General features: G+C 31.8%; 21 protein-coding genes. 5 read left to right on the forward strand and 16 right to left on the reverse strand.

The window, feature by feature from the left end; translation table 11 throughout:
• Nucleotides 1-14 precede the first annotated feature (14 nt).
• The 3 genes from acs to cysS form a co-directional block, all read right to left on the reverse strand.
• Nucleotides 15-1,913: an acetate--CoA ligase gene (gene acs, locus SYO3AOP1_RS08130; protein ID WP_012460241.1), complete on the reverse strand. Its 1,899-nt coding sequence runs from the start codon at nucleotides 1,911-1,913 to the stop codon at nucleotides 15-17.
• 286 nt (nucleotides 1,914-2,199) lie between these two features.
• Nucleotides 2,200-2,874: a class I SAM-dependent methyltransferase gene (locus SYO3AOP1_RS08135; RefSeq protein WP_012460242.1), complete on the reverse strand. Its 675-nt coding sequence runs from the start codon at nucleotides 2,872-2,874 to the stop codon at nucleotides 2,200-2,202.
• Nucleotides 2,859-4,322, reverse strand: coding sequence for a cysteine--tRNA ligase (gene cysS, locus SYO3AOP1_RS08140; protein ID WP_012460243.1), 1,464 nt, complete (start codon nucleotides 4,320-4,322; stop codon nucleotides 2,859-2,861). Before cysS ends, SYO3AOP1_RS08135 begins: the two co-directional genes overlap by 16 nt.
• A 141-nt stretch (nucleotides 4,323-4,463) precedes the next feature.
• Here cysS and SYO3AOP1_RS09180 point away from each other — a divergent pair, with 141 nt between their 5' ends.
• Nucleotides 4,464-5,621: a DNA methyltransferase gene (locus SYO3AOP1_RS09180; protein ID WP_012460244.1), complete on the forward strand. Its 1,158-nt coding sequence runs from the start codon at nucleotides 4,464-4,466 to the stop codon at nucleotides 5,619-5,621.
• Nucleotides 5,596-6,291, forward strand: coding sequence for a BsaWI family type II restriction enzyme (locus SYO3AOP1_RS08150; protein ID WP_012460245.1), 696 nt, complete (start codon nucleotides 5,596-5,598; stop codon nucleotides 6,289-6,291). The genes SYO3AOP1_RS09180 and SYO3AOP1_RS08150 overlap by 26 nt, the downstream gene beginning before the upstream one ends.
• Nucleotides 6,292-6,315: 24 nt before the next feature.
• Here the strand turns inward: SYO3AOP1_RS08150 and SYO3AOP1_RS09800 are convergent, their stop codons facing one another.
• Nucleotides 6,316-6,456 (reverse strand): phosphate-starvation-inducible PsiE family protein, encoded by a 141-nt coding sequence (locus tag SYO3AOP1_RS09800; RefSeq protein ID WP_012460246.1) that lies wholly within the window; start codon nucleotides 6,454-6,456, stop codon nucleotides 6,316-6,318.
• On the reverse strand, nucleotides 6,449-7,231 hold the full coding sequence (locus tag SYO3AOP1_RS08155) for a protoglobin domain-containing protein (protein ID WP_012460247.1): 783 nt from the start codon (nucleotides 7,229-7,231) through the stop codon (nucleotides 6,449-6,451). Before SYO3AOP1_RS08155 ends, SYO3AOP1_RS09800 begins: the two co-directional genes overlap by 8 nt.
• 58 nt (nucleotides 7,232-7,289) lie before the next feature.
• On the opposite strand from SYO3AOP1_RS08155, the gene SYO3AOP1_RS08160 reads away from it, so the two are divergent.
• Complete coding sequence (locus SYO3AOP1_RS08160; RefSeq protein WP_012460248.1) at nucleotides 7,290-7,472, forward strand: hypothetical protein; 183 nt, start codon at nucleotides 7,290-7,292, stop codon at nucleotides 7,470-7,472.
• Nucleotides 7,473-7,742: 270 nt separating this feature from the next.
• Here the strand turns inward: SYO3AOP1_RS08160 and SYO3AOP1_RS08165 are convergent, their stop codons facing one another.
• From SYO3AOP1_RS08165 to SYO3AOP1_RS08175, 3 genes are all read right to left on the reverse strand, one after another.
• Nucleotides 7,743-8,378, reverse strand: coding sequence for an SCO family protein (locus tag SYO3AOP1_RS08165; protein ID WP_012460249.1), 636 nt, complete (start codon nucleotides 8,376-8,378; stop codon nucleotides 7,743-7,745).
• Between the two features lie 539 nt (nucleotides 8,379-8,917).
• Nucleotides 8,918-9,937 (reverse strand): agmatine deiminase family protein, encoded by a 1,020-nt coding sequence (locus tag SYO3AOP1_RS08170; protein ID WP_012460250.1) that lies wholly within the window; start codon nucleotides 9,935-9,937, stop codon nucleotides 8,918-8,920.
• 3 nt (nucleotides 9,938-9,940) lie between these two features.
• Complete coding sequence (locus SYO3AOP1_RS08175; RefSeq protein ID WP_012460251.1) at nucleotides 9,941-10,354, reverse strand: hypothetical protein; 414 nt, start codon at nucleotides 10,352-10,354, stop codon at nucleotides 9,941-9,943.
• Nucleotides 10,355-10,450: 96 nt separating this feature from the next.
• On the opposite strand from SYO3AOP1_RS08175, the gene mnmG reads away from it, so the two are divergent.
• The gene (gene mnmG, locus SYO3AOP1_RS08180) at nucleotides 10,451-12,313 is read left to right on the forward strand and encodes a tRNA uridine-5-carboxymethylaminomethyl(34) synthesis enzyme MnmG (protein WP_012460252.1); all 1,863 of its coding nucleotides are present in this window, start codon (nucleotides 10,451-10,453) and stop codon (nucleotides 12,311-12,313) included.
• Between the two features lie 347 nt (nucleotides 12,314-12,660).
• Here the strand turns inward: mnmG and hfq are convergent, their stop codons facing one another.
• From hfq to SYO3AOP1_RS08215, 7 genes are all read right to left on the reverse strand, one after another.
• Nucleotides 12,661-12,918, reverse strand: a complete 258-nt coding sequence (gene hfq, locus SYO3AOP1_RS08185; RefSeq protein WP_012460253.1) for an RNA chaperone Hfq — start codon at nucleotides 12,916-12,918, stop codon at nucleotides 12,661-12,663.
• Between the two features lie 11 nt (nucleotides 12,919-12,929).
• Nucleotides 12,930-13,877 (reverse strand): ADP-ribosylglycohydrolase family protein, encoded by a 948-nt coding sequence (locus SYO3AOP1_RS08190; RefSeq protein WP_012460254.1) that lies wholly within the window; start codon nucleotides 13,875-13,877, stop codon nucleotides 12,930-12,932.
• 2 nt (nucleotides 13,878-13,879) lie between these two features.
• Nucleotides 13,880-15,613 (reverse strand): lysine--tRNA ligase, encoded by a 1,734-nt coding sequence (gene lysS / locus SYO3AOP1_RS08195; RefSeq protein WP_012460255.1) that lies wholly within the window; start codon nucleotides 15,611-15,613, stop codon nucleotides 13,880-13,882.
• A gap of 161 nt (nucleotides 15,614-15,774) precedes the next feature.
• Nucleotides 15,775-17,691, reverse strand: a complete 1,917-nt coding sequence (locus SYO3AOP1_RS08200; protein ID WP_012460256.1) for a bifunctional diguanylate cyclase/phosphodiesterase — start codon at nucleotides 17,689-17,691, stop codon at nucleotides 15,775-15,777.
• Nucleotides 17,688-18,176, reverse strand: coding sequence for a hypothetical protein (locus SYO3AOP1_RS08205; RefSeq protein ID WP_012460257.1), 489 nt, complete (start codon nucleotides 18,174-18,176; stop codon nucleotides 17,688-17,690). The genes SYO3AOP1_RS08200 and SYO3AOP1_RS08205 overlap by 4 nt, the downstream gene beginning before the upstream one ends.
• Before the next feature lies 1 nt (nucleotide 18,177).
• Nucleotides 18,178-20,091, reverse strand: a complete 1,914-nt coding sequence (locus tag SYO3AOP1_RS08210) for a hypothetical protein (protein ID WP_012460258.1) — start codon at nucleotides 20,089-20,091, stop codon at nucleotides 18,178-18,180.
• Nucleotides 20,092-20,569: 478 nt separating this feature from the next.
• Complete coding sequence (locus SYO3AOP1_RS08215; RefSeq protein WP_012460259.1) at nucleotides 20,570-21,280, reverse strand: 2Fe-2S iron-sulfur cluster-binding protein; 711 nt, start codon at nucleotides 21,278-21,280, stop codon at nucleotides 20,570-20,572.
• Nucleotides 21,281-21,827: 547 nt separating this feature from the next.
• Here SYO3AOP1_RS08215 and SYO3AOP1_RS08220 point away from each other — a divergent pair.
• Nucleotides 21,828-23,918 (forward strand): TonB-dependent receptor, encoded by a 2,091-nt coding sequence (locus SYO3AOP1_RS08220; protein ID WP_012460260.1) that lies wholly within the window; start codon nucleotides 21,828-21,830, stop codon nucleotides 23,916-23,918.
• Nucleotides 23,919-23,978: 60 nt separating this feature from the next.
• Here the strand turns inward: SYO3AOP1_RS08220 and SYO3AOP1_RS08225 are convergent, their stop codons facing one another.
• On the reverse strand, nucleotides 23,979-24,254 hold the full coding sequence (locus SYO3AOP1_RS08225) for a hypothetical protein (protein ID WP_012460261.1): 276 nt from the start codon (nucleotides 24,252-24,254) through the stop codon (nucleotides 23,979-23,981).
• Nucleotides 24,255-24,355 lie beyond the last annotated feature (101 nt).

Here is a 24,355-nt window from a genome sequence, read left to right on the forward strand (position 1 = left end):
CTGTTGTGAACCTCCTAATCTTCAAGTGTTGATATGTCTCCAAGCTCTTGACCTAATTCTCTGGCTCTTAAAACTCTCCTCATTATTTTACCACTTCTTGTTTTTGGTAGTTTATCAACAAATTCTACTTCGTCCGGAACAGCTATAGCACCAAGGACATCTTTAACTGTTTCTTTGATTTCAATTATTAATTCTTGTGATGGTGAATATCCTTCCTTTAGTATGACAAATGCCTTAATCGATTCACCTTTAATTTCGTTAGGCTTTCCAATTACAGCCGCTTCTGCAACTGCAGGATGTTCAACGATTGCAGATTCAACCTCTGCATTACCTATTCTGTGTCCTGCAACGCTTAAAACGTCATCAGCACGTCCAAGAATCATAATATATCCATCTTCATCTACGGAAGCAAGGTCTCCTGCTGAATAAACACCGCCAGGAATTTCTTTCCAGTATTTTTCATATCTTTCCGGCTCTCCCCAACATGTTCTAAGCATAGATGGCCATGGTTTCTTTATCACTAAATGCCCTACTGTGTTAGGTGGAAGCTCATTACCTTCTTTATCAACTACTGCCGGAACCACACCAAACAATGGCTTTCCTGCTTTACCCGGCTTTGCAGGATAACATGGAAGTGTTGTTATCATGTGTGCACCTGTTTCTGTCTGCCACCATGTGTCAACTACAGCAGCTTTTTCTTTTCCGATGTTTTTATAATACCAAATCCAAGCTTCTGGATTGATTGGCTCACCAACAGAACCAAGTATTTTTAACGATGATAAATCATATTTTGCCGGAATTTCATCTCCAAATCTCATAAGCATTCTAATGGCTGTAGGTGCTGTATAGAATACGTTTACTCTGTATTTTTCAACGTACTCCCACCAAATGCCAGGATGTGGATATACCGGAACGCCCTCCATTATTACTGACGTTGTACCGTTCGCAAGCGGTCCATAGACAATATAGCTATGGCCTGTAATCCATCCAATGTCTGCTGTACACCAATAAATTGTATCTTCTTTTATATTAAATACTGTTTTTGTTGTTAGATACGTGTTTACCATATAACCGCCAGTTGTATGAAGAACACCCTTTGGTTTTCCTGTTGTTCCTGATGTATAAAGAATAAACAATGGGTCTTCCGCATCCATGACTTCTGGGTCACAAACAGGGCTGCTTGACTTGATTAATTTTTGAAAGTTTATATAATGGCTACCGTATTCCTCTTCAGAAAGCTCATTATCCCTGTCCCAGACAATAACTTTTTTAACAAAATCAAGCTCTTTAATTGCATCTTTTACAGTTGGAAGTAATGGTATTTTTTTACCCCTTCTTTTTGTGTAGGTTGCTGTTATTACTACTTTTGCTTTTGCATCATTGATTCTTAATTTCAATGCCCCTTCGCTAAATCCTGCAAAAACTACACTATGTATAGCTCCAATCCTTGCACAAGCAAGCATACTTGCTATTGCTTCAATAGTATTTGGCATATAAATAGAAACTCTATCCCCTTTGCCAACACCAAGGGATTTCAAGCCATTTGCAAGTCTATTAACAAGCTCCAAAAGCTCGCCATAGGTTATTTTTTTTTCGTTTTCGTCTTCATCAACGTAAATATAAGCTACTTTATTTCTTTTTCCGTTTAAAACATGTCTATCAAGACAGTTGTATGTGATGTTTGTTTTCCCGCCAACAAACCATTTAGCATAAGGAAAATTCCACTCTAAAACCTTATCCCACTTTTGATACCAAAATAGTTCATTTGCAACTTCAGACCAAAATTCATCAGGATTTTCAATAGATTTTTTATACATCTCTTCGTAGTTTTGAACTATACACTCTTTTTTAATCTCCTCCGGTGGATAATAAATATCCTTTACTTGTAAATGAACTGTTTCTAAATTTTCCATTTTTACCCTCCTTAGATTATTAAAATCTATTATTAATTACTATTCAATTGTATAGTGAGAAATTCAATATTCAATAAAACAATATGAGATTCTTCGTTTAGCTACATAATAACAGAACAAGGCTATCCTTACTCCAATGCTTATCAATCAATCTTTGACTGTCATCCCGAGGACGTAAGTCCAAAGGATCTCCTTTTTTAAAATTTTATAAAAATTACTAATTTTCACCCAAGGTATAAGGTTCTGTATTAAATTACTTCTTGATTTCAAGAAAGTCAATAATTTTTCATTCTATTTTTTCCAAAACTATCAGATGAATTAATCCAAAAAATCTCTTTTCTAAAAACTTAACATTAAATCCATGTTTATTAAAAAAAGGTTTTATTTCGGATATTTTCATAGCATTTTCTATGGATTCTACAAAATAATCCCACTCTTCTTTTGAAAAGATAAGCCTTCCTATTGGTCTAAACAATCTATCTGCAAAAAAATGGATAAATTTATAAAAAATATTACTTTCTGGTTTTCCGATTTCAAGAATAGAGACTGTACCGTATTGTTTTAAAACTCTTCTAAGTTCTTTGGTTATCTCTTCTCTTGGCAAATGTCTAAATACAAGAGAAAAGAAGATGTTGTCTAAAGACGAGTTTTTAAAAGGAAGCTTTAACGCGTTAGTCCTAATGTAAAGTATTTTTTCGTCAAAGACTTTATTTTTAGCAGTTTTTAGCATATTAAAAGACAAATCAACTGCATAGATAAAACATTCCTTGTCTTTTTCTCTAAGCTTTCTAACTATTTCTCCCGTTCCTGTTCCAATATCCAAAATACGCCCTTTTAAGTCTGTAGCTGAAATTAATTGGTTTTGCCATTTATTAATCAGTCCAAATGTAGCAAAATTTAAAAAACTGTCGTAAGACTTATGAGCACTATCAAATATCTTCTCTACTACGCTTTTTTCCATTTTGTTCCAAATGGTGCATCTTCTAAGATTATTCCTTTTTCAGCTAGCTTATCTCTTATTAAGTCTGCAATCGTAAACTGTTTTTCCTTCCTTGCTTTTTCTCTTGCTTCTATCAGTACTTGAATTAAATCTTCGTTTATACTTTCTTCTTTTTCTTTAACTTTAACTTCTTCTTGTTTTATGCATGGTTGTAGGCTGTCAAACAGTCCGAATATATCTCTTCCTATATCGTGAAGCGTTTTCGCTGCTTCTTTGTAAGATTCTATTGCTTTCTTAGAGATTCCACCATGTTTAATAGCTTTATCTCTTAAAATATTCATCTCTCTTACAAGACCAAATAAAGATGCAAGGGCTTCTGGTGTGTTAAAGTCATCACTCATCGCTGAGTAAAAACCAGATTGTGCTTTTTGGATGGCATTATATAAATCTCCTTCAAAGTTTTCATCTATTGGAAGTTTATTTAAAACTTCTGCTTCCTCAATTGCATTTTTAAGCCTTTCATAAGCTTTTTTAGTCTCTTCCATTTTATCCCAAGAAAAATCTAATGGACTTCTATAATGAACAGATAAAACTAATAGTCTTAAAATGTCTGGCTCGTATTTGGAATAAATCTCTTTAAGTTTTATATAATTTCCGAGAGATTTTGACATTTTTTGTCCGTTTACAGTGACTAAGCCGTTATGAATCCAGTATCTTGCAAATGGTTTTCCTGTTAAAGCTTCTGCTTGTGCTATCTCGTTTTCATGGTGTGGAAAAGTTAAATCTAAACCACCGCCGTGTATATCAATTGTTTCTCCAAGATGTTTAAATATCATTGCACAGCATTCTGTATGCCAACCAGGTCTTCCTTTACCCCATGGAGATTCCCAGTAAGGCTCTCCTGCTTTTGCTGACTTCCATAATGCAAAATCAAGCGGGTCTTTCTTTTTTTCTCCCGGCTCAATTCTTGCACCAGCCAAAAGCTCATCTATACTTCTTTTAGAAAGCTTTCCATACTCTTTAAACTTTCTTACAGAAAAATAAACATCTCCATCAGCTTCATATGCATAACCAGCATCAACAAGCTTTTGAATGAAATTTATAATATCAGGAATATGCGTTGTAACTCTTGGCTCTATGTCAGCTGGTTCTATCCTAAATTTTTCTGCATCATCAAAGTATTCTTTTATAAATTTATCTGAAATAACACTAAAGGGTAAACACTCATTTTTTGCTCTGTTGATGATTTTGTCATCAACATCGGTAAAGTTTCTTACAAAAATTACATTATATCCAAGATATCTTAAATATCTTCTAATCATATCAAAAACGATTAAACTTCTACCATGACCTACATGGTTATAATCATAAACAGTCACACCACAGGTGTAAATTTTAACTTCCCCAGGTTTTATAGGTGCAAAATCTTCCTTTTTTCCGGTTAATGTGTTGTATATCTTTAGACTCATGGTTTACTCCGTGTAAGATGTTTATAAAATTTTAGCATATCTAACAGAAATTTGGCTTACTTTGAAGGGTGTATAAATGGTATAATATTGTAATATGCATTGCTTTACTGATAATAATAATTTTGGAGGTATTGAATAGATTTGAAGCATGGATTTATATTTGCATGTACTACAAAAAGCGAGCGTGAACTGCTGGATAATCTTATTTTTGCAACTAATAAAACTTATGCACACAAAGTTTTTGCAGTAAAGGAAGGCGATTTTGTTTTTTTGTATAATTTGGACACAGATGTATTATGGGGAACATTTATCGCTAAGAGCGAGGGAATATATGATCCTTCTTTAAGTCTTTTCGATGGCAAGTATCCATACTATGTAAAGGTTGAACCAATTGGACAATTAAAAAGTGTAGGAAATTTAAAAAAGACTCTTGCAAAACTCGGAGTCTCTTGGAGAGATATCTTTACAGAAAAGGGGGTAAAAGTTTTAAACTTAATTTTAGATGGTAAACAATATACATTAGACCCTTGCAAGAAATCTGAATTAATAGACGAGTTTTATCGCCCGCCTATATTTTCAACAACGTTATGGGATTATCCAAAGCAAAGCTATGGAGATACGCCAAAAGGAAACAATAAATACGCTGGAGTTACCCCTGCTTTTATCATATATAATTTGATTTATAGATATACTTATCCGGGCGATCTTGTTTGCGATCCAATGGCTGGCTCTGGAACAACCATTGATGTTTGCAAAGAAGAAAGACGTCGTGTAGTTGCTTTCGATATAGTTCCAACAAGGTCAGATATAATCCAAGCTGATGCAAGAAATATTCCATTAGAAGATAACTCTGTGGATATGGTTTTTATTGACTCACCATATGGAGATAATATAAGATACAACGACCACCCTCTGAATATAGGACATATCCCAGCAAGCGAAGAAAGGTTTTATGATGAGCTTGAAAAAGTTATGATTGAGTGTCATAGAATTTTAAAAGATGGAAAAATCCTTGCTTGGCTGATTGGCGATCAGTGGGCTAAAGGTGTATATATTCCTGTTGGTTTTAAAGTTTACGAGAGATTAGTTAAACATTTTGAACCTGTTGATGTTATATGTGTTGCAAGAAAAAATCAATATTCAAACACACCTTTCTGGCATAGTAAAGCATTACAACATAATTTCTATTTAAGGGGATTTAAACATCTTATAATAGTTAGAAAGTCAGATAAAAAAAGAATTCCAAAAGACTTAAAGGTAAATTGGAAATATTATGAAAGAGCGAAGAAAAAAGATTGAACATATTGGGAAATATATAACGGAACAAATCAAGATAAGAGGTGTAGCAGCTTTATCAGAAATCCTAAAAGAAGCAAAAAGCATGTATGAAGAGAGTTTAAGAGGAATTGTAAAAGATATAGAACAATCTTGGAAACCTTTTAAAGGTAATATGTTAGAAAAAGTTATTTTAGAACTGATAAGTGAGGAAGTAAAGAAATTAAACTTAAATGTTATATTTGGGAAACATTTAGAGAAAAAGGATTCAAATTTAAACGAATGTTTAGGAAATGTAAAAAGAAGTATTCTTATTGATTATGGTGAATTTGGAATGCATTTACCAGATGTTGATTTGATAATATATGATCCTAAAAACTGTAAAGCTTTGGCTATAATTTCTTCAAAGACAACTTTAAGAGAACGTATAGCACAAACAGGATATTGGAAGTTAAAACTTCAAAGTAGCCCTGTAACAAAGAATATAAAAGTACTTTTCATAACTTTGGATGAGGATGGCGATCTCGTTGTTAAGAAACCAGCTAAAAAGGGGCGAGCTATTGCTGAAACAGACACTGACGGTACATTTGTTATAACAACACAACCAATAGAAGAAAGTGAAAAAGTAAAGAATATGGAAAATTTTGCAGAAGTGCTTCATATCTTGATTTATAAAAACAAAAAAGATGTATAAGATGTTTATAAAATTTTAGCATATCTAAATTTCTTGCTGTTTATTTTTCTTTATAAGCCAATAGACTATGCCAAGAACCAAAATAACAAAGCTGTAAGCTGCAAGCTCTATGGCTTTCTTTTCTCCACTTTCTGATAAAGAAGCAATTAAAAGTTTTCTAATCATTGCAGCTAAAGCAATACTTACAAAAAACCGTTATTGCAAACCCTGCACCTTTAAAGTGCTTTATTTCTTCGTTCATTAATTCCGCTACAGCCCAAAGTATAAGTAAACTACCAAGTAAAGTAACTATCCCCTCTTCAAAAGGAATTATGTTAAATAAAACTTTATAGATATCAAACCCAAATAAAACAAATACAAATAAAGCAACTACGACCAATGCACCAAGTATAAAAAAATCAATAATTTCAGAAAATCTTCTTGCAAAAATAAGTAAAATTTTCACATATTTAGACAAAGCTCCATACTTAATTAACTCTTCCTCTCTGTAAGCTAACGTCAAAACGTCAAGATTTATATCAAGAAGCTTTCCAATAGATGTAACATAAAGATTTCTTTCATTTTTATCTTGAATTTCTATATCTATTTTTTCTATGATAAACCTTCTTACAAAATTAAATGCAGCATTAACGTAATGGGTTGGAAGCCCTATTTTTACGTGAACTTCTCCAATTTTATATAGCTTTGAAAAGTAGCTTTCATCATAATTTCCATTAAATAGATCCAAAAACCAATTTTTTAGCTTTGATTTATGTCTTTTAATTATGTCTTCGTTTTTTAAAAATTGATTGTAATCAGGAAATCTGGAGATAAAAAAATAGAATCTACTTATAAATTCATCCGGGTATTTTTCTAAAATTGGTTTTAGCTTCTTTATTCTTTCTACGTCTTCTTGGGTAAAATCAAAATCTTTCTTTATCTGTTCTATGTTTTCTATCATTACAAAATTTCCTCGGTAGGAATAATTTATTGTAATTATACATTTTACAGGTGAAATTATGCAAGAAGAAAAGAAATTTATTGAAGAAAAAGAATGCTTCAAGTGTGGTTCAAAGAAAAATCTAAAAGAAGACCCTAACATAGAAGGTTTGTTTTTCTGTGCTAACTGCTGGGAAGAAAGAGAAAGGACGGAAATAAATGAAAAATGGGGTTATGACGAATCTTTACCGGATGATGGCTAAAGAATAAATAACGAGGTTTACAAAGGGTGATGTGTGACATTTAAAGAGAAGATCCTTCGGCTTTAAAGCCTCAGGATAACAAATAAATAGCCAGCGATGTCTGAGCGGTTATAAGGCTGTTCCGAAAATCTACATCGTCATTCTGAGCGAAGCGAAGAATCTCTTATTTTTCTTTTCAAGTCAAAAAATCAAAAGAGGAGATCCTTCGGCTTACAGCCTCAGGATGACACGGAAAGGTAACCTTACAAGAATTTGTAACACTCTCAGCAGTTATTGTTTAATTAAATATTCAACATCTTCAACAATTTTATCAACTGGTAAATAAATTCCTAAATATTCCTCAACCATATTACCATTTTTATCTATGATGATTGTCTTAACCGGTGTATGAGTTATCATTTTCATTTTACCTTGTCCACCGTGCATGTGCATATGTTCGTGCATCGCATGTTCATCAGTAGCTTTTTCAACTTCTTTTACTTCGATTCCGTAAGCGTCCCAAGCTTTCTTTAGGTCTTCTGGTTTACCGGTTAAAAAAGTAAATTCATCCAATGTCCTTGTCTTTTTATATTCTTTTAATGTTTTAGGGTCATCTCTTTTTGGGTCTACTGTAATAAATACAATTTGATACTTACCTTTCAAACCTTTTTCATTTAACTTTTCTGCAACCTGTTTTAACGCTGCATTTACTGTTGGACAAACATATTTACAATTAGAAAAGCCAAAGTACAAAATAACAACCTTTCCTTTAAAATCATATAGTTTTGTAGGTTTGCCTTCTTCGTTAACAAGATTTTCAACTTCAGTCAACTTCTTTGGATAGTTTTTTGTGCTACCTTGCAATGTATAAGCAAAGGAAGAAATGCTAAACATCATAGCTAAAATAAACATCAAAACCTTCTTCATAAAAACACCTCCAAAATTTTATTGATTTAAATCATAAAAAATTATATGTAATTTTTGTGTTAATTTCAAACCTAATTTTAACATGCATAAGAGTTTAATATATTAACAGTCATAATGAGAATATTCTAAAAAATTCCTAAAATTTGGCATACTATCATTTTGCATTTGTAATAAGAATGCTATTTTTCTGTCGTTTTGCAGCCGTGAGAGGAATCTCAACCTTTTTGCCTACAATGTCATTCTGAAGCTGGCGAAGAATCTCCATTTTTCTTTTTATTCCTTTCAAATAACATTAAAAGAGGAGATCCTTCACTTTGCTACTGGGTGACAAAGAAAAAAACGAGATCCTTCGGACTAAAGTCCTCAGAATACATTCTACAACTTAAAAAAATTGTAGCACCCTCAAAAGTAGTTATAAGACCTTAAACATTTATCGCTTGGTTAATTTTTAAGCACAGAGGTTTTAAGATTGTTACTAACCTTCAGCTTTAGCACATCACCGGCAAAACATATAAACTTTGCCTAACATTCTCATCATATTACACATATGGAATCTGTTGAGTCAAGCAATGAAACGTGCCAAGTCCAACGACTATATCAGAAGCATCTATTCCAACAACCATTCTGTCTGGAAAAACTGATTGTATTATTTCTAAAGCTATTTTATCTTTATCGCAGTTAAAGATTGGAACAATAACATATTTATTTGATATATAAAAATTGGCATAGCTTGCCGGGAGTCTATCTCCTTTGTAATAAACAGGGTCTGGCATTGGTAGCGTGATTATGTTTAATTTGTTTCCTTTTATATCTGTAAATGTTTTTAGCATTTCGTAATTTTCTTTTAAAATAGGATAGTTTTCATCATTTGGATTCTCTTCAACTACAGTTATTACAGTATTTTCATTTATAAATCTCGTTATATCGTCTATATGCCCGTCAGTATCATCACCAACTATACCTTCTTTAAGCCATAGTATTTTTTCAACGCCAAAGTAATACTTTAAATTTTCTTCAATCTCTTCTTTTGACATGTTTGGATTTCTATTTGGATTTAAAAGACAAGATTCGGTAGTAAGCAGTAAGCCATTTCCGTTTACATCAATGGAGCCACCTTCTAAAACCATATCTATTTCTATTCTTTCAACATTTAGATATTCAGCCATTTTCTTAGGGAGTTCATTGTCTAATTCATATGGATATTTTCCACCCCAAGCATTAAACTTAAAATCAAGCGCAACAAGTTTGTTTTCATTTCTATCTAAAACGAAAATAGCTCCATGGTCTCTACACCATGCGTCGTTAGTAGGGAATCTGTGTATGAACACATTGTTTAAATTTGCTTTTTTATCTTTTAATCTTGATAGTACATCATCTTCCATTTCTTCGTCATTTACATTTATATGAACTTCTTCACATTCGGACAAAAGCTTTACCATATCTGTGTATTTATCTCTTACGTTATCTATTTTCTCAAAAAATGTGTCGGGGTTATGTGGATAAGATAACCAAGTTCCTTTATGTTTACTCCACTCCGGGGGCATGCATAGCTTTCTCAATTTTTACCTCGTCAAAAGCATTCTAAGATATGTGTTTGTTAATCCATATTGAATTTTAATTACTATTATCTGATTATCCTTTTGAAATGCTAAAATTGCATCTTTGCCGATTAAAGCAGAAATTTTTCTCCAACCGGCTTTTGGCATTTCTCTGTCGTAAAAATTAACTAAATCTTGAATATACCCTTCACCTTTGTAAATGAGATATGCTCGATAGATGTTTTCACTTTCAAATACAAGAGATTCATTTTCAATCAACTGGAAGTTTGAAGGAACGATAAAGCTATAATCTCCTTTTCTTTCTGTTTTAGCTACAAAACTAACAGGTGCATTAGGCTGGATAACAATTTCATTAGAAGCACAAGAAGATAAGATTAAAGATGTTAATAATCCAAATAAAAAAATAATTTTTTTCATGATAAACTCCTTTCAAACTACTTAAAATAGCATAAATTATTTTGATATAATTTTAACAGAATTACAAAAGCTTAACAAGTTAATAGGAGGTTTCAATTGGTTTACGATATAGAGTATGATGTAGTTGTGATTGGTGGTGGTCATGCAGGCATTGAGGCTGCTTTAGCTTCTGCAAAGCTTGGGACAAAAACTGCCTTAATTACGATCGATAAAGAAAAAATCGGATTAATGCCATGTAATCCGTCGATTGGCGGAATAGCTAAGGGAATTGTAGTTAGAGAAGTTGATGCTCTTGGTGGTGAAATGGCAAAAGCCATAGACCAAACGGGTATTCAATTTAAAGTTTTAAATACAAGAAAAGGACCTGCTGTAAGGTCTCCAAGGGCTCAAGCAGATAAGGAAGAATACAGAAAATATATGGTTAATAAAACTAATAACACAGAAAATCTTACAGTCATAGAAGATGAAGTTATTGACATAGTTTTAAAAGAAAATAAAAACGAAGTTGATGGAGTTATCACAGATAAGGGTTTAAAAATAAAAACAAAAGCAGTAGTTGTTACAACCGGAACTTTTTTAAACGGTCTTATACATATAGGAGATAAACGATTTCCGGCAGGAAGGATGGAAGAAAAACCATCTACAAAGCTTCCTGAATTTTATAAAAGAGCTGGCTTTGAATTATTTAGATTTAAAACAGGTACGCCCGCAAGACTTGACAAAAATACAATAAACTTTTCAATACTTGAAGAAGCGCCGGGAGACAATCCACCACCTAAATTTTCTTTCTGGACTGAGCCAAAAGGTTCTTACTGGTTTAAAGAAAAAGACCAAATACCATGTTATATTACATACACAACACCGGAAACTCACAGAATCATAAAGGAAAATCTACATAGAACAGCACTTTATGGCGGAGCCATCACAGGTATTGGACCAAGATACTGTCCATCCGTAGAAGATAAAATCGTAAAATTTGAAGGTAAAGACAGGCATACTGTATGGTTAGAACCGGAAACAAGAGATGGAATTAGTATATATCCAAACGGTTTAAGTACATCACTGTCTGAAGAAATTCAATGGCAGATGTATAGAAGCATACCAGGACTTGAAAATGTGGTCTTGCTAAAGCCGGCATATGCCATAGAGTATGATATTGTAATGCCAACAGAACTTTATCCAACCTTAGAAACAAAAAGAATTAGAGGACTTTATCACGCAGGAAACTTTAACGGAACAACGGGTTATGAAGAAGCTGCGGGTCAAGGAATAGTAGCCGGAATTAACGCAGCTTTAAGAGCCCTTGGCAAAGATGAGCCATTTATAATTAGAAGAGATGAAGCATACATCGGCGTTATGATAGATGACCTTACAACAAAAGGTGTAATTGAACCATACAGACTCTTCACTTCACGTTCAGAATACAGATTACATCTAAGACAAGACAACGCAATTTTAAGACTATATCAAAAAGCTTACAACATAGGAATGCTTAATGAAGAAGAGTATAAATTTGTCAAAGAAACAGAAGAAGAAATTAAGAATTGGATAAACATATACAAAGAAACATTTATCAAAGATGGAGATAAAAAAGTCTCTATTTTTACTTACTTACAAAAACCGGAAGTTGATATTCAAAAGCTAAAAGAGATGGGAATTGCCGTTCCAGAAAGCGATTACATACAAGAAGAGATAGAAATTAATGTTAAATATGATGGTTATCTTGAAAGAGAGGAAAAATTAAATGAAAAAATGAAATACTTAGAAGGTATAAAAATTCCGGAAGATATAGATTATAGCCAAGTGGCAGGATTGAGAAAAGAGATAGTTCAAAAACTAACTAAATTTAAACCAATGACCCTTGGACAAGCTTCAAGATTAGAAGGAATTACTCCTGCAGCAATTACTGCATTATTGGTTCATATAGAGAAGATGAGAGAAAAAAGAAAAACTGGATAAAAAGATTTATGAACAAATTTTTAATTGAATTATACATGAAGCTGTTCCAAAATTCTCGTAAGTTTACCTTTCCGTGTCATCCTGGTGACATAAGTCTGAAGGATCTCCTCTTTTGATCTTTTGACTTGAAAAGAAAAATATGAGATTCTTCGCTTCGCTCAGAATGACACCATTGGATTGTCCTTTGTCATCCTGAGGACTTTAGTCCGAAGGATCTCATCTTTCGATGTCTTTTTAATAGGGTAGAGGGTAAAAAGGAGATTCTTCGCACGGCTTCATAATAGCAATTAATAAGGTTAATTAATTTTTAGACTTAGTTAAAATTTTAAAGTACTCTTAGGTTGCAATTACTCTTCTGCATCTTCTATTTCTTCTTGGTCGTATTCAAACTCTATTTCTTTTTTAGGTGATATTGTAGTTATCGCATGTTTATAGACTAAAACTTGTCTTGGTCCTTCTTTTAAAAGAATTACAAAATTATCAAAATACTTTATTTTTCCTTCTAACTTAACACCGTTTACCAAATAAACATCACATCTAACTTTTTCTTTTCTAATTGTATTTAAAAACTTCTCTTGCAGTCTTCCCTTTTTTTCTTTTGCCATAATTTTCCTCCTTAGATTGGTATAACTTCTAAAAATTTCTTTGCTAATTCTACAATATAATTATAATCCATTAGTTGATTTTTCCATCTTTCTGGAATTTGCTCTTCACCGTTATATGCACCTGCAAAAGCTCCTGCGATTAATGAAATACTGTCTGTATCACCGCCGTAGTATCCATAAGAGTTTGCAGCTTTAATGATTGTAGTTTCTACGTCTGACGGTGTTTTTAAAAAGATAAATAGAGCTTGTGAAAAACTTTCTAAGCAGTAGCTACCATTTCCAAGCTCGTTTATGGCTGTCTCATAATCTGCTTCTTTCTTTAAAAGGTCTAATACTTTATGAAGATATTTTTTGGTTTCAGATTTATGAACGAATTTTTCTAAAAGTTTTATAAAGTATTCATATTCATCCTCTAAATAAAATCTACTTTGAATAAGCTCTCCAATTGCTACGGCTAAAGCTGATGATACATCTAAAACAATCTCATTCCTTGATGTTATTATTGTTAATGCTTTTGCTACTTCTGAGGCTTGATATGGGTCTTTGTAATAATACATTCCAGCAGGTATAGCAACGAGAGAGTGGTCTATTGCAGACCCTGTTAGTGGAGGTTCAGTTCCTTCTTTTATGGATTCTATAGCAAGTAAAAAGGTTGGGTCAATGTAGGTATGGACTTGGTCTTTTTCAAGCCATTGAATGTATTTTTCAATTATATATTTAGTATCTATAAACTTTCTTTCAACGATAGCTTCTACTATCAATTTTATGATTTCAAATTCACTTGTGTTTTCTCCCGGTCTTAAAAAGTATGATGGGGAGGATGGATGTGGAATAAGCAAATCTTTTACAGGCTCGCCATAAAACTCTATAACTTCATCAACAGGTAGTTCTTCTACCATCATTCCAAGACTATCACCTATTGCGGCGCCCAAGAGAGTTCCTATTATTTTTTCTTCCATTTTTACTGTCCTTCTGGTCTAAGAGTTGGAAATAGGATTACTTCTCTGATTGAGTAATTGTCTGTAAGCATCATTACAAGTCTGTCTATTCCAATTCCTTCACCTGCTGTAGGTGGTAAACCATACTCTAAAGCTGTTAAGAATGTTTCATCAATGTCCATTGCTTCCTCATCGCCCATCTCTTTTTCTCTGATTTGTTGGATGAATCTTTCTCTTTGGTCCATAGGGTCATTTAGCTCTGTATAAGCGTTTGCAAGCTCTTTTTTATTTATGATAAGCTCAAATCTTTCTACTAAATCTGGGTCGTTTCTGTGTGTTTTTGCAAGTGGTGATAGTATCTTTGGAAAATCTATTACAAATGTAGGCTGGATAAGGTCTTCTTCAACAAAATGTTCAAAAAGTTTATCAAGAATTTTCACATGGGTTAATGTATCTGCTTTTGGTATTCCTACCTCTTTTGCAAAATTTCTTGCTTTTTCAAAATCTAAGAAAAATTCTTTATCTTTTCCTGTTTTTTGTTTTAATGCATCAAAAAATGCTACTTTTCTAAATGGTTTTTCAAAATCAAGCTCTTGGCCTTCCCATGTTATTTTTAACGTTCCAACTGTATCAAGAAGTATTTTTCTAAACAGCTCTTCTGTCAATGCCATCAAGTCGTTATAGTCTAAGTATGCTGCGTAAAACTCAACCATCGTAAATTCTGGGTTGTGCGTTGTATCTATCCCTTCATTTCTGAAATTTCTTCCTATCTCAAAAACTCTATTAAATCCACCAACTACAAGCATTTTCAAATAAAGCTCTGGTGCAATTCTTAGATACAGATTCATATCAAGTGCGTTGTGATATGTAATAAAAGGTTTTGCCATAGCTCCTGATGCTACAGGTTGAAGTATTGGCGTTTCTACTTCTATAAATCCTTTACTTTCTAAAAACTCTCTCAAACTTTTTATTGCCTTAGACCTTATTTTAAAGATTTCTCTCGTTCTTTGATTTGCTATTAAATCTAAGTATCTGTATCTGTATCTGTACTCAGTATCTTTTAGTCCGTGCCATTTTTCCGGAAGTGGTCTTAAAGATTTTGCTAATATTTCATAGTTATGAACTTCTACTGTAAGCTCACCTGTCATAGTTCTAAATAGATGACCTTCTACGCCAATAATATCTCCAATATCTATTAAGTCCATTGCTTTTTTATAATTTTCTTCTCCAAGAATGTCAGCGTTAAAGTATACCTGCAGTTTTCCGTCCGAATCTTGGATATGTCCAAAAGCAGCTTTTCCTTGGTCTCTGAGTGCTATTAGCCTACCGGCTACTGCAACTTGCTTTTTCTCCGGGTCTTTGTCATATCTATTTTTTATTGTTGATACATCTTCTCCTGCTTCTTCAAATAAAACTTCTTCAGCTAAAAGTGTAAGCTTTCCGTCAATTCTTTTTAATTTTCCTTTGAATGATGCTACTGTATTTGGAGATAGTTTTTCTTTTTGTGGAAAGATTACTTGAATTTCGTAATGTCCGTTTAAATCTTCAAATCTTATAAAATAATCGTTTTCCTTTTTAGATACCCTTTTTATTTTTCCTTTTATGATGTACTCTTTATCTTCGGGCTCAAATTCAAGTCCTTCTCTAACAGATTTTAGGTCTGTTGTAATGCTAAATTTATGTGGGTAAGGATTTTTTCCTTCTTCTGTTAATTTTCTAATTTTTTCTAATCTGCTTTCTAAAATCCCTTCTGCCATCTATTTTATACTCCTTCTAAAATTGATATCTAATAATTATAACTCAATATGTTGAGGGAGAGTGTCTCAAAAAGTTTTTAATAAAGATGCTGTCTTGCCTGTTATTCTGCAGCCGGAGAAGAATCTCTTTTTATCCTTTACTTTTATCTTTCACTTTCTTATTACTCATTATCTATTATCTCTTCTATTGGCTTTGGTTTTGAGAATAGATATCCTTGACCATAATCAATGTCAAGTTCTTTTATTATTCCCAAAATTTCTTCATTTTCAACATATTCTGCAATTGTTTTAATCTTCATCTTTTTACAAAACTGAGCTATCATTCTAACTACTTCGTAAGATACATCATCATTTACTATATTTTTTATCAGATTCGCATCAATCTTTAAATAATCAACGTTTAATCTCAATAGATACACGAAGTTAGAGTATCCAGAGCCAAAATCATCTAAGCATATTGAATATCCTGCTTCTTTAAGCTGCTTTATTATTTCTAAAGATTCCTCATAAGCTAACAGGTCTTCTGTTTCGACAATCTCTATAAGCATTCTTTCTGTTATGTCTTTCTCTTTCGATATTGATAAGAGATAATCTACTATTGACCTATTTAATACATCCGCCTGTTTTAGATTGATACTAACTTTAAGGTTTTTATGTTTTTTCAAAATATTATAGTTATAATCAATTACAGCTTTTGTTAGCTTTGTATAGATGAATGTATTTTCTATTACATTTAAGAAATTGAATGGTGGTACAACGTTGCCATTTTTATCTATAATTCTTACAAGAGCTTCGTAGTGAGATATGTTGTTAACTTTTAGGTCTACTATTGGTTGATAATAACATAAAAGACGGTTTTCTTCTATTGCATCTTTTACTTCAACTACAGTTATAAGTTTTTTCTCAGCTTCCTTTTCTTCATCGTAGATTTCTATTCTATTTCTGCCTTTAGATTTTGCTTTATATAAAGCAACGTCAGCTTTCTTAATAGCTTCATTTATATTTTTATCTTTATTTGTATTTAAATAAACACCGATAGAAATTGTTGTCTTTATATAATCTCCATCAGTTATAGGAATTTTTAATTTTTCAATATTAGACCTTATTCTTTCAAAAAGATTTAACATGACTTGAATATCTTGTTTTCTGTCTACTTTTGCTAATAATAAAAATTCTTCACCGCCATATCTTATAAAAATATCCTCTTCTCTTGTTAGTTTCTTCATGGTGTTTGCAACGCTTTTTAGAACTTTATCACCTATGGCATGCCCGTAAGTATCATTAATTTTTTTGAAATAATCGATGTCTATCAAAGCAATAATATATTTAAAATCCATTATGTGTTGTAAATAATTTCTGTTGTATAAACCTGTTAGATTATCGGTAAAACTTCTTTGTTTATAATATGACGCTTTTAAAGCTAAAAATATAATTACGTTTATTATAACAAGGCCAGCAAATATAAATAAAAGAATGAAAGTTTTTAAGACGCTTATCAATTGAGATATGTAGGATATTTTCTCTATGCTGTAATCTATAACAAGCAAATAATCTATGTTCTTCTTGTCTTTAAAAGGTTTATAAAATGTAAGACCTATTGTTTTTACAGAAGTATGAATTAAATATTGATATTGTCCACTTTCTAACGCTTTTTTAATTACCGGAGTTTCCTCTTGCAGAAATTCAAATAAATCGTTGGTTTTCATTCGGTCTTTTTTGGAGACATCTATGAGTATAAAGGATTTTCCATTATTAAAATATATAGCATATACATAACTTGTATTTTCTGTAAGTAAAACTTCCAACATATCTGATGCAATTTTAAAAAAAGTTTTATTAGTAGAAATTTTTTCTATTAGACTTATGTCTTCTTGATAATTCGTTAGCTTTTTAATTATATTGGCTGAAATTTGATCTTCTTTTTCAAGGTCCTTTTTTATAATATACTTGTAGGTTATATTTTCAATTAAAGGTAAAGAAATAAAGACAAGTAAAAAAGAAAGAATAGAAAATATAACAAATAATAATAAAACAGAGTATCTTTGGATTTCTCTAAAAAATACTCTTATAAAATTCATCTTTCCCAAGCAAGATATATATCTTTAATATTTGAACTGTTTAATATTTTAGATAAAACAGATTCATCTACCAAATATCCTTTATATTCACTTGGAAGTTGAATTTTATACTTATCAAGTCTGTTTTTTATGAAGATAAGCTGAGGCCTGCCTTTTTTCCAGTATAAAGCGCCCACAGCGTTTTTAACTTTTTTAATCAAATCTTCATCAAACACTATAGCTGGTTTATTATAGTTTATTTCTTCAGTATCTTTTCCTATTATCATAAAATCTGCATTTTCACAGTTTGTTATTCTAAGATATTTTGAATAGTTTAGTATTTTGTTTACATCGTAGTTTATAACACAAACATTAACAGGTTGTTTATTAGCCATGTCTATAAGAATTTTTTCAATGAGTCTAACTTCAATATAATCTGGATTAGGCTGCGAGAATGCTGGAATTACAAGAACTAATAAGAACAACAAAACTCTTAAAAGTTTCATGTCAAAATACCTTTTCTATAGTAATTAAAATTTTTCTATCATATGCGTTAAACACACTTGCTGGAAGCATAGATGGTATTGGTGAAAAAACAGATTTCATAGAGCTGTTTAACAAGTTTTCTCCTTTTAGTTTTATGCTTAGATTTGACGAATGATGATAAATTATACCGGTGTTTAAGTTGTAGCTTTGGCTTACCTTGCTGCCATCAGATACAGTAAAGCCCTCTCTATATATTAGCTCTCCAAAAAGGTCAAACTTATCTACAGATTGTAAATATCTAACATACCATCCAAATGTTGGACTTAATTTGGTTGAGTTAAAATTAATAAAATTTTTGTAAGCAGAAAAGTTAAATTTTTTATTTGCGTCTACCCTGCGTTCATAATCAAAAGCAAACAGATTAGATTTTATTGATTTATCTGAGTTATAGGTTCCAAACTGTCTAAAACCAATAAGCTTTTCCATTGTAATATATCCGTAAAATAATTGAAATTTATTCTTATTTTTCTCATAGTTTAATTCTAAACTGCCACCTTTTACATCTTCTGATTTTAAATTTTTTGGGTCTTGACTGCTTTCAATTTCGTAAAAAGAAGGGGGAACATAAGTTTTTGTTAAAAATCCTTTGATATAAAGGTCGTTATTTATGTAAGATATAAAACCTAATCTAGAGATAAACTTATTAAGTTCTTCTAATCCACCATCTCTATCATAATGGTCATATTTTAAACTTATAAATAAAAGATTCTTTTCATTTATATTAAATTGGTTTTCTACGAAAACAGTGTATAAGTTTTGATTTTTGAACTTGTATTTATCTCTTAAAGCTGAAGGATAAATATCTGATATATCATTTTTCTTAAACTTTGCAGAGCTTCCTATGAGTAATACATTTCTATCTGTTTTAAACTCTTTTGATATATAAAATGTATATTTTTTAAGATTTCTGTTTTCATAGTAATAATTTACACCCATATAATATGGAAATCCTAAGGCTGGTAAATACAAGCCGTTATTTTCAAACTCTCCTTTTCTTCTGTTTTCATCGTAGGCAAAATTTAGTTTTAATGATTTGTCATCAAGCAAATACTGAGTTATTGATATATAAGCATCTTCCGAGCTTGTTTTAGAAAAATCTGGAGTTCTATCTACTGCAAGCCCCATATAAGCATCCCTTTTTACACGAGAAAAACCTATATCTATAGATGTATCATAGTAGTTAAATTGAAAAAATGCATGCTGTCTAAAATTATCTCTATCTAATGGAGTGTTGTTTAAATGTTGAGTTTTAAGATTATCATATCCTTGATATACGCTTACTAAATAAGAAAAATTTTCTTTTGGCTTTCTTGCATCTGTAAAGCTAAATCCATAATCTTTTGTTGTTGATACAAATGTTTTAAATACGGAGGCATTTTCTCTGTCGGGCTGTTTTGTGTATAGTTTAATCAATATTATTGATGGTTCATTTCCAATTCTAACAGCACCTGCCCCCATACAAATCTCTATATGGTCTATACTATCTAATGGATAGTTGTCGTATATAAGGAATGGATTATCTGTATGCAATGAGCTTACTTCATGGTCGTTTATAAACAATCTGTATGAAGTTGTAACTCCAACTCCTCCACCGGCTGATGTTAATTGGTAAACTCCAAAACTATTTTGTATAAATGTGTGTAGCTTTAATGATTTAAGTATATCTGAAAGTTTGTTAGCCTGCATCATTTCAATTTCTTTTCTTGTAATGAGGATATAATGACCAAGGCTTTCAACTCTTGTTTTATTGGTTAAGTCCATAGATTCTTCATATGTAGATAATAATGTTGATATATTTTCTTGTCCAAAGACGGTAAAAGAGTTTAAAGCTAACATAGAAGTTATTATTAATCTTTTATTTTTGTTGATAATCATGACCTGTCCTATTAGTATTTTTTCTTAATTTGCTAAATATTAAAATTTTAACATATTCATTTTTGAGGTTGTTTCAAGAAAATTTTGATAAAGATATTATCTTACCTGTCATTCTGAGCGTAAGCGAAGAATCTCCGCCTTTTTACCTCTCACTTACTCACTTACTCACTTTCTTTAAAAGAGGAGATCCTTTGGACTAAAGTCTTCAAGATGATAGGAAAAGGTTGAATGATAAGCATCAGTTAAATGGTGGCTTTATTTGTTGTTCTGAAGCCGTGCGAAGAATATCATACTTTTATTGAATTTCTCACCCGACATGTTTTTGCACATTTGAATTTTAACATAAATGTTTTGTGATGTTTAATTAGATTTTTGTAATAACATTATAGTAAGATACGTTATGAGCGAAAAGCAGAAAAAATCAGAAGAGAGGGAGAGTTAAATATATTAAGTCTTACATCTTACCTTTAACGCTTTACTAAAATCCAAATCCAAAGTTAAATCCAAAGTCTTCTTGCTTTTTGATTATACCTTTTTGCTTTCCATAGAATTCTAATTGTAAGATGTCTCCTTCTACTGGAATTTGTTTTGGACATGAAAAAGTGCAGTATTTACAATGTATGCATGAAGTTATATTATTTTCAGCGGCTATTTGTATTCTTCCATCATTTAACGCATCGTTTTTATCTTTCCAAAATCTAAAAATTTTAACAAAGTTTATAGGACCGCCAAAATCTTTATCATTTGCAAAAGCCGGACAAACACTATAACAAATTCCGCACAAAATACAATCTGTTTCTCTATCATACGTTGCCAAATCCTCAGGATAAACCTTTTCAAAAGGTTCTTTTGGAATAAACCATGCCTTGGCTTTTTTTAATTTATTTAAAAATTCATCATGGTCCACAACCAAATCTTTTATAACAGGCATGTTGGATAAAGGCTCTATCACTATTTCATCATTAACCGCTAAATCCTTTACTTTTGTTTTACATGCTAAGACTGTTTGATTATTAACTTTTACTGCGCAAGTTCCGCAAATGGAAGCTCTACATTGGGCTCTGTATGATAAACTCGAATCCTGATAATTTTTAATTTGCTCCAAAACTTCTAAAATAGTAGTTCTATCTTCAATGTTATTTATCTCATAAGTCTGATAATTACCATTTCTGTTTATCTTAATAATCATATAGGAACCTCTTTAACTGTTTTGTTTTAAATTTAACAAAATTTTAAATCATTTTCTATGATTAAAGTGAGAGAGTGAAATAAGAGAAATTTTATTAACTTCTCACCTCTCACAAGAGTGCTGCTAAAAAATTTTTAAGATTTAACATGCTATCATTATGTCACTACTCCGTCATTCTAAAGCCTGTGAAGAATCTCCTTTTGCCTTCTTAGCTATTAAAGACATTAAAAAAGGAGATCCTTCGGACTTACGTCCTCAGGATGACAAAGGACAACCCAATGGTGTCATTCTGAGCATTAGCGAAGAATCTCCGACCTTTTTGTCTTCTTCTATATTAAAAAGACGTTAAAAGAGGAGACCTTCACTTCGGTGCTGGATGACAAAGAACGATCCAATGGCGTCATTCTAAAGCCGTGCGAAGAATCTCATACTTTTATTGAATTTCTCACCCGGCTCATAAGTTAAAATGTTAAATTTGTATCTTGATTTTAACATATAATTATATTAAAATTCTAAAACTTATATTAATCATAAACAGGAGGAAGACATGAAAAAGCTTGCATCAATGGTTTTATTATCTACTTACGTGATGTTAAGTTATTCACATGCAGTAGAAGGCATTAGAATTGAAAAAGTTACAGTTGAAGAGAAAAAAGCTGAGGAAGAAGTAAGCACAAAAAAAGAACTTACACAAGAAGAGGCTAAAGTTACAAGACAGATTGACCTTGGAGAGATTTTATCAGAGTTTTATCCAGAAGTTTGGTACATGAGAAAGGCAGGAATTGCAAATGATTTATACATTAGAGGATTTGCAAAAGATAACATTAATGTATTGATCGATGGTTCTAAAATCTATGGTGCATGTCCAAACAGAATGGACCCCCCTTCTTTTCACGTTTCATCTCCTCAGATTGAGAATATAACCATAAAAGAAGGTCCATTTGATGTTGAAAATGCAGGTTCTCTTGCTGCGGTTGTAAACGTAAAAACAAAAGACCCTAAGGAAGGAATCGGGGGAGAGATAGGGGGAACCTATGGAAGTTGGAGCTATAGGACTGGCTACGTATGGGGAAATGTTGGAAATAAGTTTATCAAGGTTTTAGTTGGTGCATCAAATCAATACTCTAAGCCTTATGAAAGCGGAGAGGGTAAAAAGGTTACAGAGTATGCAGTCTATTCTACACCAGCTGGACCAACAGCAGGAAAGTATAAATCCCAATACATTAACGACAAAGCATTTAATATAGACAGAGTATGGACAAAGTTATTGATTACTCCAAACGATAATGCAGAGATTAAACTTTCTTATGCTTTTGAAAATGCAAGAAATGTATTATATCCGGCTTTAAAAATGGATGCTTTGTATGACAGAACAAACAGATTTAACACAGATTTTAAACTTAAAGATATTGGTCTTAATTTTAGCATCTACTATAATGAAGTAAAACATGATATGAGAGATTCTTTTAGAACTACAGCAGGAAATTATCCATATTCTATGAAAACTTATGCTGAGTCAAAAATGTTTGGAACTAAACTTTCAAAAGATTTAAATCTTTTTGGACTTAACATGACAGTTGGGATTGATACATATTTAAGAAATTGGAAAGCGGATAATATTCAAAATGCATTTACATCGACACCTAACTACAACGATGGTATGATACCGGATGTTGATATTAAAGACATTGGATTGTTTGTAAAAAGCAGTAAAGATATAGAAAAATGGACTATCTCCGGCGGCTTAAGATACGATTATACGTATTCAAAAGCAGACCCAAATTCTATGACAGCTAATACTAACAGAGATTTATTTATTAAAAAAAATGGCTACAAATTCTCTAACACAGATAACTACGTATCAGGTTATGCTATTGCAAAATACAATATCAATAAAAAAGATAATGTATACGTAGGATTTGGTAGCACTGTAAGAGTTCCAGACCCAGAGGAGAGATTTATATCTTTAAGCGGTATGGCACCATGGTATGGTAATCCAGATTTAAAGCCAACAAGAAATAATGAAATAGATGCAGGGTTTGAAGCATTTCCAATGAATAATGTTGGAATTAAAGGCAATATCTTTTATAGCATGCTGCAGGATTATATTTATTTACGTCAGTATTCAGATAGTGGCAAAACTTACATAACCTATGAAAACATAAACGCTGCGATTTATGGTGGAGATATTAACGGATTTGTTGCTATAAACGACAAAATCTCAACAGAGCTTGGGCTTGCTTATCAAATTGGTAAAAAAACAGACAAAAAAGGATTATACACAGACAGCGATTTAGCAGAAATTCCACCATTAAAAGCAAGATTGGCTGTTAAATACGATGATAGAACTTTCTACGGACTAATAGAAGGTATATACTCTGCAAAACAATCAAAAGTTGACTCAGATTTAAAAGAGCAAGAAACCGGCAGCTGGTTTATAGTAAACGTTAAAGCAGGATATACATATGCAAATAGACTATTTGTTGGTGTTGGTGTTGATAACGTATTTGATAAATTCTACTATAACTATCTATCTTATGTAAGAGACCCATTTAGAGGAATTTCTTTATCAGGAAATCCTGTCAAAATCCCAGAACCCGGAAGATTTATTTACGCAAACGTTTCTTACAGATTTTAATTTCCTGCTGCTGCTTGAACAACCTCTTTGTCTTCAAGGGAGCTTTAAGCTCCCTTATTTTTATACAATCTTCATAACAACGACCGTTTGAACCTTATCACCAATCCTTTTTACTTGAGAGTAAGCATAGATCTCAACATCTTCTTGGGTTGATATTCTTTTTCCTCTTATATTACTCATCTTCTTATCTCTTAAAGCAACATAGTTGTCCGTTGGGAGATAATCGTTCTTTTTCATCTCTTCAATAAATTTATCGCTTGCAATTTTTTCCTGTGCCGGGTCTGATACATCTACACCGTCAAGTATAACTGTAAGTTGTTTTATGTCCTGTTGCATTCTTGCAATCCTTGTTTTAATTTTATTTTTAAAATTACTACATAAAAATAAAATTTTAAATGATGTTTTTCACAAATCAAAAGACTATTGAAAATTTTAGC

The organism is Sulfurihydrogenibium sp. YO3AOP1 (assembly GCF_000020325.1).
GTDB lineage: Bacteria > Aquificota > Aquificia > Aquificales > Hydrogenothermaceae > Sulfurihydrogenibium.